The sequence below is a fragment of the Sphingobacterium psychroaquaticum genome (genome assembly GCF_004421025.1).
Taxonomy (GTDB): domain Bacteria; phylum Bacteroidota; class Bacteroidia; order Sphingobacteriales; family Sphingobacteriaceae; genus Sphingobacterium; species Sphingobacterium psychroaquaticum.
Map to the genome: position 1 here is coordinate 1,508,880 of NZ_CP038029.1, position 15,426 is coordinate 1,524,305.

14 protein-coding genes are annotated in these 15,426 nt (G+C 42.4%); 6 read left to right on the forward strand and 8 right to left on the reverse strand.

Annotated elements, in window-relative coordinates:
- Positions 1 to 86: 86 nt before the first annotated feature.
- The 3 genes from E2P86_RS06225 to E2P86_RS06235 are packed head-to-tail and all read right to left on the reverse strand — an operon-like array spanning position 87 to position 3,921.
- A complete protein-coding gene (locus tag E2P86_RS06225; protein ID WP_134431594.1) occupies positions 87 to 773 on the reverse strand; it encodes a hypothetical protein in 687 nt (228 codons plus the stop codon).
- A 33-nt stretch (positions 774 to 806) separates the two neighbouring features.
- On the reverse strand, positions 807 to 1,556 hold the full coding sequence (locus tag E2P86_RS06230) for an HmuY family protein (protein WP_134431597.1): 750 nt from the start codon (positions 1,554 to 1,556) through the stop codon (positions 807 to 809).
- Positions 1,557 to 1,566: 10 nt separating this feature from the next.
- Positions 1,567 to 3,921 carry a TonB-dependent receptor gene (locus E2P86_RS06235; RefSeq protein ID WP_317128141.1) on the reverse strand — a complete coding sequence of 785 codons (2,355 nt, stop codon included), beginning with the start codon at positions 3,919 to 3,921 and terminating at the stop codon, positions 1,567 to 1,569.
- 288 nt (positions 3,922 to 4,209) lie between these two features.
- Here E2P86_RS06235 and E2P86_RS06240 point away from each other — a divergent pair, with 288 nt between their 5' ends.
- The 4 genes from E2P86_RS06240 (at position 4,210) to E2P86_RS06255 (ending at position 8,006) form a co-directional block, all read left to right on the forward strand.
- On the forward strand, positions 4,210 to 5,061 hold the full coding sequence (locus E2P86_RS06240) for a heme/hemin ABC transporter substrate-binding protein (RefSeq protein ID WP_085472587.1): 852 nt from the start codon (positions 4,210 to 4,212) through the stop codon (positions 5,059 to 5,061).
- 45 nt (positions 5,062 to 5,106) lie between these two features.
- Positions 5,107 to 6,138: a FecCD family ABC transporter permease gene (locus E2P86_RS06245; protein WP_085472588.1), complete on the forward strand. Its 1,032-nt coding sequence runs from the start codon at positions 5,107 to 5,109 to the stop codon at positions 6,136 to 6,138.
- Positions 6,139 to 6,148: 10 nt separating this feature from the next.
- Entirely contained in the window at positions 6,149 to 6,958 is an 810-nt protein-coding gene (locus tag E2P86_RS06250) for a heme ABC transporter ATP-binding protein (protein WP_085472589.1), read from the forward strand.
- A gap of 85 nt (positions 6,959 to 7,043) precedes the next feature.
- Entirely contained in the window at positions 7,044 to 8,006 is a 963-nt protein-coding gene (locus tag E2P86_RS06255; protein ID WP_085472590.1) for a helix-turn-helix transcriptional regulator, read from the forward strand.
- Between the two features lie 11 nt (positions 8,007 to 8,017).
- On the opposite strand, the gene E2P86_RS06260 is transcribed toward E2P86_RS06255, so the two are convergent.
- Positions 8,018 to 8,653, reverse strand: a complete 636-nt coding sequence (locus tag E2P86_RS06260) for an NAD(P)H-dependent oxidoreductase (RefSeq protein WP_085472591.1) — start codon at positions 8,651 to 8,653, stop codon at positions 8,018 to 8,020.
- A 43-nt stretch (positions 8,654 to 8,696) separates the two neighbouring features.
- Positions 8,697 to 9,341: a helix-turn-helix transcriptional regulator gene (locus tag E2P86_RS06265; protein ID WP_134431603.1), complete on the reverse strand. Its 645-nt coding sequence runs from the start codon at positions 9,339 to 9,341 to the stop codon at positions 8,697 to 8,699.
- A gap of 352 nt (positions 9,342 to 9,693) precedes the next feature.
- Here E2P86_RS06265 and E2P86_RS06270 point away from each other — a divergent pair, with 352 nt between their 5' ends.
- The gene (locus E2P86_RS06270) at positions 9,694 to 10,188 is read left to right on the forward strand and encodes a DUF2480 family protein (RefSeq protein ID WP_085473022.1); all 495 of its coding nucleotides are present in this window, start codon (positions 9,694 to 9,696) and stop codon (positions 10,186 to 10,188) included.
- 82 nt (positions 10,189 to 10,270) lie between these two features.
- Complete coding sequence (locus E2P86_RS06275) at positions 10,271 to 10,831, forward strand: NADPH-dependent FMN reductase (protein WP_134431608.1); 561 nt, start codon at positions 10,271 to 10,273, stop codon at positions 10,829 to 10,831.
- A gap of 67 nt (positions 10,832 to 10,898) precedes the next feature.
- On the opposite strand, the gene E2P86_RS06280 is transcribed toward E2P86_RS06275, so the two are convergent.
- The 3 genes from E2P86_RS06280 to E2P86_RS06290 form a co-directional block, all read right to left on the reverse strand.
- Positions 10,899 to 11,621 carry a 3-keto-disaccharide hydrolase gene (locus E2P86_RS06280; RefSeq protein WP_085472594.1) on the reverse strand — a complete coding sequence of 241 codons (723 nt, stop codon included), beginning with the start codon at positions 11,619 to 11,621 and terminating at the stop codon, positions 10,899 to 10,901.
- 118 nt (positions 11,622 to 11,739) lie between these two features.
- Positions 11,740 to 12,909 (reverse strand): PepSY-associated TM helix domain-containing protein, encoded by a 1,170-nt coding sequence (locus E2P86_RS06285; RefSeq protein WP_206367995.1) that lies wholly within the window; start codon positions 12,907 to 12,909, stop codon positions 11,740 to 11,742.
- A complete protein-coding gene (locus tag E2P86_RS06290) occupies positions 12,910 to 15,243 on the reverse strand; it encodes a TonB-dependent receptor (RefSeq protein WP_134431611.1) in 2,334 nt (777 codons plus the stop codon).
- Between the last annotated feature and the right edge of the window lie 183 nt (positions 15,244 to 15,426).

Genomic DNA, 15,426 nt, shown 5'->3' on the forward strand with positions numbered 1-15,426 from the left:
TGTAAGGAACAGTTGTAGAAGATCGCCGTACCTCCGTTTTGTATGTGCGCAATGACGGACGGAACCTTTGAGGAACGTCTTGTTTCTTATTTAAATTCTTGATAATCTATGGAATAGTAGAAGTAGTTTCCGGGCTGTACTTCTTTCTCCATGGTTTCGTTGGAGTATACCGAGTTTACACGAAACTTAAAGAACGGTTTGTTATCCTTGAACACGACGATTGTGCGACCGGTCTTGGTATTCACTTGGTGATTTGGTCTTCCGGTATAAATTAACCAACCGATAACATTAGGGGTGTATTGTGATTCGAGACCTAAGGTGTTATTGGGAGCTTCTAAAAAGGTATCATTAGCGGTTACTGCGTCAAATGCCTTGTCGATATAACGGAGGGTATACCCTTTTTCCGTGTTCGATTTTAAGATGGCAGTAAGCTCTGCCGGAAGGGTTATAACCGCCTCCGCTTCCGTAACACCATCATTCTCTTTGAAATCAATATAGAAATTTTTTGCGACTGTCGTGGTTGGTTTTCCATCTTCGCCAAGGGTAAATTGTCTAAAATTTCTAACGGAATAGATTTGTCCTTTTCGGTTTATTGTTCCTTCGCTGTTCTTGGTTTTGGACACTTTGGTTAAGTCGACCGTTTCGCCCTCTTTCACCATCACTTTAGCTTGGTATTCTTTTTCTTCTTGGGCAGGTTTGTCATCCTTGTCACAAGCGGTAAAACCAACAGTAATTACGCATGCAAGCACGGTCATTTTAAAAAGTTTGTTCATTGTATAATTTATAAAAAGCTGAATAATATGTTCTTAATTTGTGTTGAGGTTTTTGCTACCATCTTGTTGCACATAGTATCGAAAAGTATAGTATGGAGATGGCCAGTTCAGATTGGTTACTGCCGGTGGATTTCCTTTATATGCATTGATGAGTTGCAACTTGGCATACTTTCCATCGGGCAAACGAATAGCATATGTGCGGTTTGTAAGGGCTTGCATGATATGGGTATTCAAGCTATATTGAAACCATCCGGTAGAAGATTCCGAAGAAGCCCAACCGATTTTATTTATCGTGCTGCTATCGAAATCTGCATCACTAGGCGCTGTTGTTACAGCTTGATACGCTTGTCGAAGCAAAACGACCGAAGTCTGCTTCGCCTCGCCGCCAAAACCGGGATTAAACTCCATATGGGCATTGTTTACAAAAACCTCTGAATTGTAGGGGCCAGTGAATGCCAAATCCCAATCTTTGCTTTGCAACCACTGCAGGGAATCGGCCTTCGTTCTTATCCAGATCTGTCGTTGGTCGCGAAAGCGAAATAGAAAAGTATGGAATGCTCTATTCTCTTTTCCATCTATTCCGCTACCCATGGAAGCTTCCACGTCGCCTGCTAAGTCTCGAATAATTGTGCTTTTCCCGTCTTCAAGTTCTTGTCGCACATCTTTATCCTTGCCGCAGGATGAAAAGAGAGTAATGCACGTCACCAATGATAAGAAGGAACACAGTTTGGCTAAACTCAACCAACTGCGAAATTCATTGCATATAATCTTTTTTGTTTTCATGTCGTTTATTTTATTCTTTAATCCATCTATAACTTAATCCGCCAAGAATAACACGTCCTGGTTGTCCCGGCATATATTGATGTGTAAAGTCTAAGATGTTATCTGCTATTAGTCGGAGGGTCAATCTCTTTTTCAATAGGCTTTTCTCCACCGTGAGATTTAACAAAACATGGTCCGGCACAAAAGCGTCATATTCATCGATAAACTGATTGCCATTAATTTCCTGGAAAGGATATTTTCCGCGAATGTTTGCCCGCAGGTTGAAATTCATATTCCAGGGACGGTATTCGTACAACGCTTTCAGGTTGACCATATGACGTGATCGGTCTTCAATACCCCAGTAATCTTTTGTAGTGACGGGTCTTGATTCGCCTGTAATCGGATTGTTTATCATTTGATTATAAGGGAACTTCCCAGCTTGAATACTGTCTATGACGGCCAAATCTTTGGCGATTAAGAACTGGTAACCCGCAGAAAGTTCTACATCCGTTGTCAACCGATAGGCGGCGGAAACTTCAAAACCTTTATTGACGGCTTTAGGTAAGTTTCGGTAGGTGTAAATCTGTCCTACAACTGTACCGACGCCAACTGATATAGGGTTTATCTGGTTATTGATGCGATGGTAAAATGCTGAGATCTCTGTACGTAGACGTTTATTACTGGAAGACCATACCAGTCCGATATTATTAGAGAGGCTCTTTTCTGCGCCTAAGTTCCCTGCAACCAAGTTAAGCATGTAACTGTTTTTGGTACTCAGCTCTCCATTTTGTTCCATTGCCTCCATGGTCTGGCGCACACGATCCGTACCAACCAACATGTAGTTGGCAGCCGGATTATAGAATAATTGGTAGCGCATTTTGTAGTCAGGGGCCTTAAATCCGGCACCAATTCCCGCCTTAGCCACTAGGTTGGTATTGATCTGATATTGGATGCCAAAGCTTGGGCTAAAACGGCCATCATACACATCGGTGTAATCGTAGCGCAACCCTAATGTGGTTTGTAGTTTTTCAATCGGATGCCATTCGGTTTGTAAGTATGTGAATGCTGTGCGCAGCTGACGATCGTCTCCCAAATCTTTGTTATCCATCATTTCGATGCTCCCTCCAAGTCCGCCTGTTAAGCGAAGCGAGGACTGAGGCGCATAGGCAAATTGTTGCTCAAAACGATGGACTTGCTGACCAAAACGCTCTGCTCCAATCAACGCACTTTGACGAATCCATTCGGCTTGCATCTGCGTTTGATAACGCGTGAAATAGTAGCGTGACATGCTACGGATACCTGAACGAAATTGGTGATCGTAGTTGAGGGAGAGGTTCAGGTCTTGATCGCGTTGTTTGTCCTCTAAAGTGAGGCCTTCGCCCCAACCGTTCTGCATCGTAGAACTACGCTCCGCATAGCGTGCTGTAAAACCAAGTGTGCCTTCTTTACTGGTGCGGTATCGTATGCGCCCTTGAAAGCTATAATTATCATACGGATGCACCGTCGTGCCCGTTGTCATGTAATCTTTGTTGGTGTTAAAACCATCGGTACGGTAATAATTTCCAGAGAATACAGCAGCGCCACGTTTATTTGCAAAAGGGGTTTCGGCTTCCACCGTCGCATCGACGATGTTTAAGCTACCATAAAGGAGGGAAGCGTGTGCTTGCGGCGTAATGGCTCCATGGCGGGTGATAATATTGATTGCACCACCTAATGCATCACTTCCATATAAGCAGGACGAGGCACCCTTTATGATTTCAATGCGCTCTATATTAGTAACCGATATCCTGGAAAGATCGAAATTTCCATTGTTTCGTCCCAACATGGGTTGGCCATCAACCAGCACCATGACATAATTGCTACTAAACCCTTGAATTTGTACGCCCACGGCTCTGGAACCGCCAGCAATATCATTGATGACAGCAACACCTGTTTGTTCTTTCATTACCTCATCCAGACGTCGGCTTCCCATGAGTTCAATCTCCCGACGCGTAATGACCTTGACAGGCATCGCCGCATTTTCTGCATTGATAAGATTGTCGACTGCGGTAATTTTTCCATTCACGGCCACCGCTTCAATATTTTTAGGTTCTGCGAGGAGCCTGATAACGATGGAGGTATCACGTTCTGCAAGCTCTAAATCCATATTTTGTGTCGTATATCCCGCACGGCGGACCTCTAATTTGTACTTACCTTCATATAGATTTTTAAAAAGGAATGTGCCGTTTGTTTCGCTTCGGAAGATCTGATTATCCGGGTATAAAATCACGGTTGCTTGATTTAATCCATGACCGGATTGTCCATCTAGTATTTGGCCTGAGAGTTGAAATTTGTGTTGGCTGAAAACAAAAAAAGGACATAAAATCCCTAAAAAAGCAGACGTTATTTTAACGGTTTTATTTCTTCTAGCTGGCATTAACTATTTTTAATCAATCTAAATAACAAGACAAAAGAAGGGATTCAAAATGGATTTTCCTCTATGAAAAGTGTCAAATCTTCTATTCAAATTGATTTGTTTTTGATCGTTTTCTTATTTTAATATGTGTTATTTTGTTGTTTTTGAGTGTGTTATGTATTGTTTTGTAGTTTGGGATAGCATCAAATACATATTTATTTTATTTGTATTTAGACTGATTATTGATTTGTTTTGTATTGTAAAAGTGAAGAATTGATTATGTTAAGAAGAGTAATATTTGTTTTTTTTCTATGTATCGGACAGTTTGTTTTTGGAAAAGAACAACGCATTGTGACCCTCAATACAGCGATCACGGAAACAGTGTTTGGGTTGGGGTTAGGCGAGTTTGTGGTGGCTACCGATGTAACGAGTATCTCACCGAAGGCTGCGGCAGCTTTACCTAAGGTAAGTCGGAATAGGTCGTTATCAGCAGAGGGTATTATGGCTTTTAAACCGACAATCGTTTTAGTTGCGACGGGGGATATGTCAAAAACTGTTGTGCAACAACTGCGCAAAGCGGGGATCAATGTGGTGCAAATACAACAGGAGTTTACAGCAAAAGGAGCCTTTCGTTTTATGCAAGAAATCGCAGATGCTTTATCGGCCCCTGCGGTTGGCAAAAGTGTTGTAGAACGTACGAAGCTAGCATATGATCGAGTAATCGAAAATATAGCGAAGGAAAACCAAGGTAAGAAATCGCCTAAAGTGCTCTTTATCTACGCACGAGGAACGGGGACAATGAGTGTCGCTGGAAAAGGAAGTAGTCTGGATGCGATGATTGAGCTGGCTGGGGCTAAGAATGCTATTCAGGAATTTGCTGACTTTAAACCCTATACAACGGAAGCTCTGGTACAAGCGAATCCCGATGTTATTTTAATGTTTGACTTTGGAGCAAGTAGTCTGGGGGGGAAGGATGAAATCTTAAAGATGCCAGGAGTCCGTTTGACGGAAGCAGGTAAGCAGAAGCGCATACTGGTCATGAATGCCTCGCTGTTGGTCAACTTTAGTACCCGGTTGCCAGAGGCTATTACCGAGCTTCATAAGGGATTGACCATATCGATGGCACATTAGTGGAGCGCGTACAAGTAAGGTTTTTAGGGGTTTGAGAATAACAGCGTGGATAAGAAACAGAAATTAATTATTAGTGGCTTGATTGTGGCATTGATCGTCGTGACGATACTAGCCCTGGGATTAGGCGCTTTTTACATTCCAGTAGGAGATGTAGCGCAATTGCTGCTCCAGAAAATTGGACTTTATCGTGAAGTAACCGTTGATGCCTTGCAGGCAGATGTATTATTTGTGGTGCGTTTACCGCGTATTTTATTGGGTATTTTGGTGGGCGCTGCATTAGGCATGTCAGGGGCAGCAATTCAAGGGATTTTTAGAAATCCGTTAGCGGAACCGAGCTTAATCGGTATTTCGGCTGGCGCCTCATTATTTGCCGTTTTGGTGATTGCTTTTGAAACCCTCTTGTTTGCAGGTCTTTCGGCATGGTTAGGGTATTATTTGTTGGTGTTTGGTGCCTTTGTGGGAGCCGGCATTACCGCATTTGTGGTGTATAGTATCTCGGTTAAAGATGGACGACCGAATGTGACGACTATGTTGCTTGCAGGGATTGCAATTAATGGATTTGCCGGAGCTTTGACTGGGCTGATGACCTACATGGCAACCGAACAACAGTTGCGTACGATTACCTTTTGGATGCTCGGTAGTCTGGGGGGGGCTTCTTGGGAAAATATAATGGTGGTGGCTCCATTTATCTTGGTCGCTTTGTGCTGTTTATCGTTTTATGGAAAGTCATTGAATGCATTTGCCCTCGGAGAATTACAAGCAGACCTTCTTGGGATGCGCACCGATAGGGTAAAACGCTGGGTGGTTGTGCTTTCTACCATAGCCGTCGGGGCCTCTGTTGCCGTATCGGGAATTATTGGTTTTGTAGGGTTATTGGTCCCCCATACGGTTCGTCTTTTTGGTGGGGTAGATCATCGTTTTGTATTGCCCGCCTCGATGTTGCTTGGCGCTTTGGTCCTGACTTTAGCCGATGTGTTGGCTCGTACTTTAGTTGCACCTATAGAGCTTCCTATCGGAGTTATAACCGCGCTATTGGGAACGCCTGTCTTTTTGTATATTCTGATCAAGGAAAAATAAAATTAAAGCTATGCTACGTGTAGAAAAAGTAAGCTTCGAAATTAATGGGCGCAAGTTGCTAAAGGAAGTTTCCTTTCAGGTGAGAAAAGGGGAGGTGCTTGCTATTTTGGGTGCAAATGGAGCGGGCAAGTCTACCTTGATGCAGATTCTTTGCGGTGATCGAAAACCGAATAGTGGGGTGGTGAATTTAAATGGGATAGCTTTGCCAGATTACGATGTTCGGGTATTGGCCAAATCGCGTGCGCTCTTAAGTCAGCAACAACATATAAGCCTTGCCTTTAAGGTTGCGGAACTGGTGTTGATGGGGAGGTATCCTCATTACAAGTCGAGCCCTACCGCGCGAGATCTCAAGATTGTGGAAGAGGTGATGGCAATCTGCGGAATTACTGCATTGGCCGACCGCGTATATATGAGCCTTTCGGGAGGAGAGCAACAACGGGTGCAATTAGCCCGTGTATTGGCTCAGGTGTGGGATAATCCTGATAGCCTACTCCTGTTGGATGAGCCAATATCAGCACTCGATATGCATTATCAACAGAAGGTATTGGCCATTGCTAAGGCACTTTCCCGGCGAGGGTTTATGGTCGTTTTAGTGGTGCACGATGTGAACTTTGCAGCGATTTATGCGGATCGTATTTTGATGTTGAAAAACGGACGTAAGCTCTTTGATGGGACTCCGGTTGAAGTCCTTAATAAAACGAATCTGTATACCGTGTTTTCGGTAGAAGCTTCAGTCGAACTGAATCCTAAAATATTAAAACCTGTTGTACAGCTTGAAGAACTAAAGCTGGAGGCCGATGTCTTTGATGTGAAAGCATAATATTACCGATTGTTATTTAGAAAGATTATAAATTACGTGTAAATTTTGTACCTTAGAGAACTGAAATCTTAGTAGGGCTAATGTTATGGTGATAAAGAGTAGAATCGAAGAATTGGATGAATGGCTTTTCATAGAAGAGATTCCTGATCTATATATGCCCGACAAGCCTTTAATCGAAAGTCGCTTAGAGATTTCGAAGGGGCCGGTTCATATGCGTAATTTCCAGCTATCAACCAGTGGTCTTTTCATTTTGCATACCGAAATGGCATTCGACAGACCGGTACATATCCATACAGAAATTGAAGGAGAGGCCATCACCAGCCAGTTTATTTTTTTTAAGACGGCAGACAGCAAGCTCCCTTATGGGATGAGCCGACATAATATCCGTTATATTCCTTCGGTAAAGACCGAACATGAGGTAAAAGATGGTATTGCTTATAGTTATTTTATAGCGGTCATCTCTAAAGAATATTATTTAAATCTTATTAAGCGCGACTCGTTGTTGCATAAACATTTTGTGGACGAGATCGAAAAAGGCGAATATGTTTCATTTTCGGCTGAAGATCTAATGGCTACGTATGAGATGCAACACACGATTGCCGAGCTGATTGAATCCAAAAAAACGGGTGAAATCCGACGATTACATACGGAATCACGGATTGTTGAGCTGTTGATGTATCAGTTTGAGCAATACAACGAGAAAATAAATAATAGTATTTCGTTGTTCAATGACGACGATATTGAGCGGTTGGAGTTGGCGCGTCAGATTTTGGAACAGCGTATTGCCAATCCACCCACACAAAAGGAATTAGCAACAGAAGTCCTGATGAGCGAGAGTAAACTACGTAAAGACTTTAAGGAGTATTTTTCGGTTACTATACACGATTATCTGACACGACTTCGCATGGAAAAAGCGCGCTCCTACCTGTTGGAGGAACGCTTATCTGTTTATGAAGTAGCGCTATTGACTGGGTTCGGACATCAGAATAATTTTAGTAGTGCCTTTAAAAAATACTACGGTATTTCTCCGGGGGAGCTAAAAATGTAAAGTGCGATTCCCTATTTGTATTCCACGACAAAATCTTCCTTTGGAGCACGTACTTTTTTCATTTGTGCGAGCCAATCTTTTTCTTCATTCGCATAGCCTAGATACAGTAATGCTACCGATCGTAACCCTTGTTCCTTAAGATTCAAAACGTCATCGATTAGTTCATTGTCATAACCTTCTGCCGGTGTACTGCTAATACGTAGTTCTGCAGCTTGTGCTAATGCAAAACCTAAGGCGATATACGTTTGTTTCGAGATATGGGCGAAATGTTGGGCGGTTGTCTGCCGGCCAAAGGATTCTTTTAACATATCGGTGTAGCGACTAAATCGACCTCTTGGTAAGCCACGTTGGTCGGTTGTTCGATCATAAACTTCGTCAATGCGCTCATCGGTGTATTGATCCCAGGCGGCAAAAACGAGTATATGTGAACAATCCCGCATACAATCTGGATTTAGAGAGCCTGGAACCATCTGTTCTTTTAGAGCTTGATTGCTTACAACGACCAGTTTAAATGGCTGTAGACCCGATGAAGTAGGGGCTAATCGCGTCGCTTCAATAATTTTTTCAATATCCTCTGTACTTACTTTCTTGCTCGGGTCATAGGCCTTTACGGCATGTCGCCATTTGAGATCACTTATCAATGTCATATTATAAAATCATTTTGTTCTATGGGGTAAACAACGACACGTCTTATTTGTTGTTTTTCTTTAGCTGATAAACGCATCGCGTGCCATCCTGTAGTATATGTTGTATTCTGGAGACCTCATAATCGGGGCCTAAAAGCTGTTGAAAGTTGGAGAGTTCGGCACGACAGAAACCTTGACATTCTATTGCTGCGGCGCAGATAGGGCAATGATTTTCTGTAAAGTAATAGGTCTGACCATCTTGGGACCATTCTGCCATGTAGCCTTCTTCACTCCGGAGTGAAGCGAGTACTTGTAGTCTTTCTTCGATATGCTGTTTGTTTTCCAATGCGGCAGCATATCGTGTATAGTGTTGCTTTTCACGGTCACTGATCAAGAGATCTAACGCATTATCGCCTAACAATCGTTTGACGGACTGTAGTAACCCGACGGTAACTTGTGCATGGGTATCTGGAAATCGAGCAAGTCCTGCATCGGTGAGCGTATAATATGCGGTAGGACGGCCAACCCCTTCGCGCTTGTGTTGGATAGCTACGAGACCGGCGTCTGCTAGTTTAATCAGATGTTGACGGGCACCTTCTTTCGTAATACCGAGATCGTGGGCAATGATGGCAAGGGGTGCATGCCTTTTCATCTTGATGATCATCAGTATCCTATCGGTGTTATCTTTTTTCTCCTTTTGCAATGTCATACTTGTTTTATTTCTGAGTTTCCTCGCTACTAAGCCGACTTGTTTTCTCTGCAAAGGTAGTTATTATTATACGATTTGTAAGCCATGCAACCTGTGCCGTCTTTTTACAATTGTCAGCTCTATGTTTTACTTTCAAATAAAACAAGTGTTTGCTTGTTTTATTTGAAACCTTTCCTACCTTTGATTTGTGAAAATATTGGAAACATTCAAATACCTCCATTACGACTTATATATATCCCGTATCGTTATACGATTATAAGGGTTTGCTATATTTTGTTGTCACGTTGCGATGGGTTTGCGGTGCCGCGCGTGGGGAATGGGTTTAAAACTGGAAATAAAAGTAAAAGTTGGTATGGATACATTTATTAATAAGGTCGAAGCTTCTGGAATTATAACGGTGGACCTGTTGGATTATGAGCCGAAGGAAAAGAGTTTTTTTCTAGATATCAAGCCTTTTCTTTTTATGGAAATGATTGTGAAAGAAAAGGAGTTTAAAGCAGCGTTGGAGACCTATGATTGGCTGTCCTTGAAAGGTCGTTCTGTTGCGGTGGGTTGTTCTGTCGATACGATTATTCCTACCTGGGCATATATGCTGTTGGTAAATAATCTAATGGGTATCGCTACACATATAGATTTTTGTTCTGCAGCAGCGTTGGATCGTCTTTTATGGCGAGATGCGGTGTTGGCTACTGACTTTTCTTACCTCACTGGAGAAAAGGTTGTTGTTCGCGCTAGACCGAATCTAGATCCATCTCTCTATATGGCAGCAGCAGAAAAATTGAAGCCTGTGGTGAAAACTTTACTTTATGGTGAAGCAGGAATGCCGAAAGTTATAGCGAAAAATTGATAGATTAACGCTAAATTTACATACACGATAGTATTTATTTGTCCTGCAAAGGGCACCTAAACATATAAATTAAGAAGAAACGATGAAAGCTTTGATATTTAACGGCGCGTTGGACAGAAGAGAAAACGCAACATCTGAACGATTGAGTGCTTACCTCTTAGAGAAGTTTGCAGGACAAGGAATTACAGCGGAGACCTTTCGGATTGTGGATTCTGGAATTCCATTGTTTGATACAACGTTGAACAAAGTTCCTAATGCGGTGGAACGCATGAATATTCTCTTCCGTGAAGCAGATATTCATATTTGGCTATCACCGTTATACCATGGTAGTATGACTGGGGTAATGAAGAATTGCTTGGACTGGATGGAGTGCAGTGCAAAATTACCTAATCCATACCTGACCGGTAAGATGGTGGGCTTAGTTTGTTGGGCGGATGGTGTACAAGCAATGCAAGGGATCAATGCGATGGATGCCGTAGCGAAATCGCTTCGCGCATGGACGTTACCGTTTAGTGTGCCGATTCAACGGAATGAGCTTTTTGCAGAAGATGGTGCGGTAAGTGCGAAATATAATCAACGTTTTGACCTTTTGCTCAATCTGCTGATAAAAGGACCAAAACTGGCGCTTGATAGTGCGATTTAAAAAATTGATTCAAATTGTTTTGTTTTCGAAAGTCCGGTTTGCGTAAGCAATACCGGACTTTTATATATTACAACGTTTTTATCTTGAGGTTTCTAAAGGAAGCCCCATGTGCCCAATCCTGTAAGGCAATCTTACCTTTGGTTTTCTTACCGAAAGCTGGTGCATCCTTAAATGAACTTGTCTTTACGAGCCTTTGCCATTGTTTGGACTTGAGATCCATTTCAGCCGTCACCGTACCGTTTAAATAAAAGGTAATATTCCCATCTTTTTGAACAATACGGGATTCATTCCATTCGCCTTTAGGTTTCGTTTTTACAAAATTCTTTTGTGGCGTGAAATTATATAAGCATCCTGGTCGTTTGAGTGGAACATCGAAATCCGGATGTGCGTCTTGTAGCAATTGGTATTCAGGTCCCGAATACCAGGTCGTAGGGATGGAGTCTTGTTCATCTACATTGATAAAGACACCGCTATTGCCACCTTCAGCTAATTTCCATTCGAATTTCAAATCATAGTTTTCAAATTCTTCATTTGTGACAAGGTCGGCACGTAAGTTTGTGCTCTCCGGGTCACAGTGCAGTTCTCCATTTTTTACTTGCCAGGTCGATGGGATAGTCCCTTTGTTGTAAACATGCCATTGATCCATGGACTGTCCATCAAAGAGTAATTTCCATCCTTCGGCACTTTCTTTTTCACTTAAGGTGTTCGGAACAGTCGACGTATTTTTGCAGGACACGGTCAGACATGCTGCCGCGAAAATCGCTACAGGAGCTAGGAATCTTACCTTCATTTCTTACTGTTTTGGTTTAGTGATTGTTTAGCTTGTACGTTGGGTACAACGCATAATCAAACTTAGTGAAAAACAAAAAGATTCGCAATAAAAAGTATATCTCAGGTACGTAACAAGGTTATTGTATTTTACGACTTACTCCTTTTCGATGTTTTTTTCTGCTTTTATTCCACCAGATGATGTACCCTGTAATAGGAAGACTTGCACAGCATAAGCTAACGATAAAGGCTAGGATCTTGGTGCCCATACCGCCAATATTACCGGTGTGTAGATCAAAGTTGAGCGCCTGAAGCTTATCGCCGCCTTGTAGTGTCGTGGACGATTTGACCTGATTTATCTCTACGGTTTTTTGGTCGAAATAATACCACTTAAAATCTCCACTTCGTTGTTCGCTCATGCGCACCTGAATATCAATTTCAGGCGCCGTCTTTTTGCGTAAACGAATAGACATAATCCCGGCGTCCGGGTGTTGGGTTAACGTATAATGGAGCGCGTTGTCAAGCGGTGTAGCTCGACTTAAATTGACTGGACTTGTGGGCAGAACTTGGGGTTTTGTTGGTTTAGAATAAGGAAGCACCGTATTGAAAAAAGTGGTATACCCTTTCTTGAAAGAAGGAAAAGTAAATACCAAACCTGTGATTGCAAGGACAAGCGCGAGGAGTAAGCTATAAAATCCAACAACATTGTGTAGGTCATAATTTAACCTCTTCCATTTCACTTTTCGGTCAATCCAGAAACTTCTTTTCAGCTTTTTTGATTTCCATTTCTTAGGCCACCATAACACCAATCCAGAAATCAAAATAAGTACAAAGATGGCGGTAGAATAGCCTACGACAGCATGCCCCACCTTTTTTCCAAGGAGTAAATTCATGTGCAGTTGTAAGACCACCTGAAAGAATTCTGTTTTGGAGTTTTCAATACTGCGTAATTCTCCGGTATAAGGGTTTAGAAAAACACGCTTATAATACCGGTAATAGTTCCAGTGTCCAAAGGCGTCTTCATCGGTATCCAGTGCACGGAAAATCCATGTACGATTTTTGGCCGGGTATACATCGATACGCGATACTTTTTCGCCTTGGGGTAACTGACTTTCAGCAATAGCTGTTAGTTCACTGATAGGGAGTGGTGTCCCTTGTTGTTCGGCGATATAATATTTATGAGGGTATACCCATAGCTTCAGTTCATCTTGAAATGTATAGAGACAACCTGTCAGACTAACCACAACGATAACAATTCCGGTTAGGATGCCAAGCCATTTGTGAAGCCAGAGTATACCCTTTTTGATCATTTAGAATTTGTAATTTATATTGAAAGAAGCTGTTGTCCCAGGTCCTTTCACATAATCGGCATTAAATGCTCTGTATTGGCTTAAGACAGGGTAGTAATCAGCATTGAGTAAATTCTCGACACCGAGTCCCAGCGACCAGCTTTTGTTTACTTTGTAACCTACATTCAGGTTGAATAGGTTGACGTCACGAACTGGGCCTTCGCTGGTTTTATATACCCCTTTAGCATTCGGTTCGAAGCGATCGCGATTTCCGGTATGCACCCAGAAAAGTTGGAAGTTCCATGCATGGTTAGGAGTGAAATACAAGTAACCTGTAGCCTTGGGTGGAGCAATACGAGAACCATTCAGGTAGGTTTTTGTTCCATCATCCTGTTTCGATTTTCCTTCTACATAGGCATAGGTACCACCGATAGTCCACTCTGGAGAGATTCGCGCATTTAGAGCCACTTCGTAGCCATACACGCGTTCTGGAAGGCGTTGTGGAATCAAGTATCCGCCAACGTCAACAAGTTCCACCCCCATTTTTGAGGTACTGTAAAAGTAGGAAGCTGATAGATTAAAGATACTGTAGTTACTGGAGAAACCAATTTCGTAGTTGTTGGTAATAATCGGATCGGTCTTTATGCTGTCGAGGTCGTTATCCGTCGCACGACGAACGATACGCCCTAACTCATTGATGGCGAAACCTTGTGAAAAACTTACAAAAGGGTTGAAGAGGTCATATTTATTGTAGCGTAATCCAGCATTGAAGGTAGCCCCATTGTATGGTATCTTTCCGCCTGTAACTGGAATACTACCCTCTCCGTTTGGTCCGGAGGCAATGGTATTAAAATCTTTGATTTTAACGGTTGCATTTTCATAGCGAACACCCCCTTTGAAGATCAGGTTTTCGAAAAAATCCATGCGCAATTGTGCATAGGGAGCCACATTGATCATATTCATATCCGGGATATAGATACGGCCGTCTACGAGATTCTGGTCTGTAACGTCATTTAATAGATCTAGACCGTAGGTTACCTCGGATTGTACGTTACCTAAACGGAATGGGGTGTTAAGGTTTAGCCGTAAGCCCTTTTTTTCAGAGTTTATCTGTGTTTGTCCCGGACCATACCATGCCGTTCCCGATTCAACATAACGGTTCATAGAGCGGAAGGTATTGTAGTAGGCAGAAGCTTGAAGCGATGTCTGTCCGAAAATTCCTGTCTTCGTGTAGGTTAGCATCGCATTATGGTTATATGGTGTGCCCGCAGGACGTCCTGGGTCTTCACCTTTTACACCGATAGTTGGCGTTTCCCCATAGACACCTGTTTTGCTGATGTATTTTGCATGCTGTGTACTGTTGTAGAAATTGTAGACAGCCATCAAGGAAGATGTTTCATCAATCGTATAGCCTACTTTAACAAAAGCATTGTATTGATAACTATTTGATAGTCCATCTGTTTGTCCGAGTGGTATACCATCCGAATCCCGCTGTAGACCCGCATAATCTACGGAACCACTTACGCTATAATCGAATTTATTTTTCCGGCCATAGAATGACTGAGCGGCTCGGTAGCCCATGGTTTCACTGCTGTGAAACGGATTTATAGTGGTTCGTAAACTGGTTGTACCGCCAAAAGCGGGCGCACCATGTGCATTATTTCGGGTAATGTAATTAATAATACCACCAGCCGAACCATTTCCATAGATGGAGGTGGCACCTTTGATTACCTCCACTCGCTCAATGACACTAGGGTCGATTGTCCGTAGGTCACGTGCTCCATTCATTAATGGGGTAGATTGTGGGATGCCATCGATCAAAACCAAAACAGCACGTCCACGTAATGTCTGTCCTGAATTGGTCGCTTTGTTTGTGGATGTTCCTAAGCCCGGAATGGTATTACCTAGGATACTGGAAAGATTGGTGTTGATCTGACTTTGGGCGGCTATTTCTTGGCTGTTTAAAATAGAAATTGATGAAGGTACCGTAGAAATATGTTCCGGCTTACGGCCTGCTGTAACAATAACCTCGTCCAAATTTGTGATACGCTGGAAGCTGAGCTGGATCGGAGACCGTAGTGTATCCGTGGCTATTGTTTTTTGTAAGCTGGCATATCCCGTGTAAGAAACCTGTACTTGTAGGGGAGAGGAAAATTGCGTTACATCGTACTGAAAAAGTCCGTTAACATTAGTATATCCTATCTTTTTATTGTTTATGCTGATATTAGCATTAGAAACAGGCGATGCTTTTTCATTTAGAATGAGGAGTTCTAAGCGTTGCGCAAAGCTGCTGTTTGCCGCCAGCAGAAGCAAGCCGGTAGCGACTGCTTTATTGATGCACGAGTGTTTTGACATCTTTAATCTTATTTAGACTGATTTTAAACTGATGCAAAAATAGAAAGATTTTAGATTTTCAGAAATCTTTTTTTGCTCCGGCATAGAAAATAAGATCATTAAATTTTTTGGCTATTATTTTTAGTTAATACTGTTGACATAAGGCTGTCATCGCACGCTTTATTTTTGTGTTAGTAATACAGC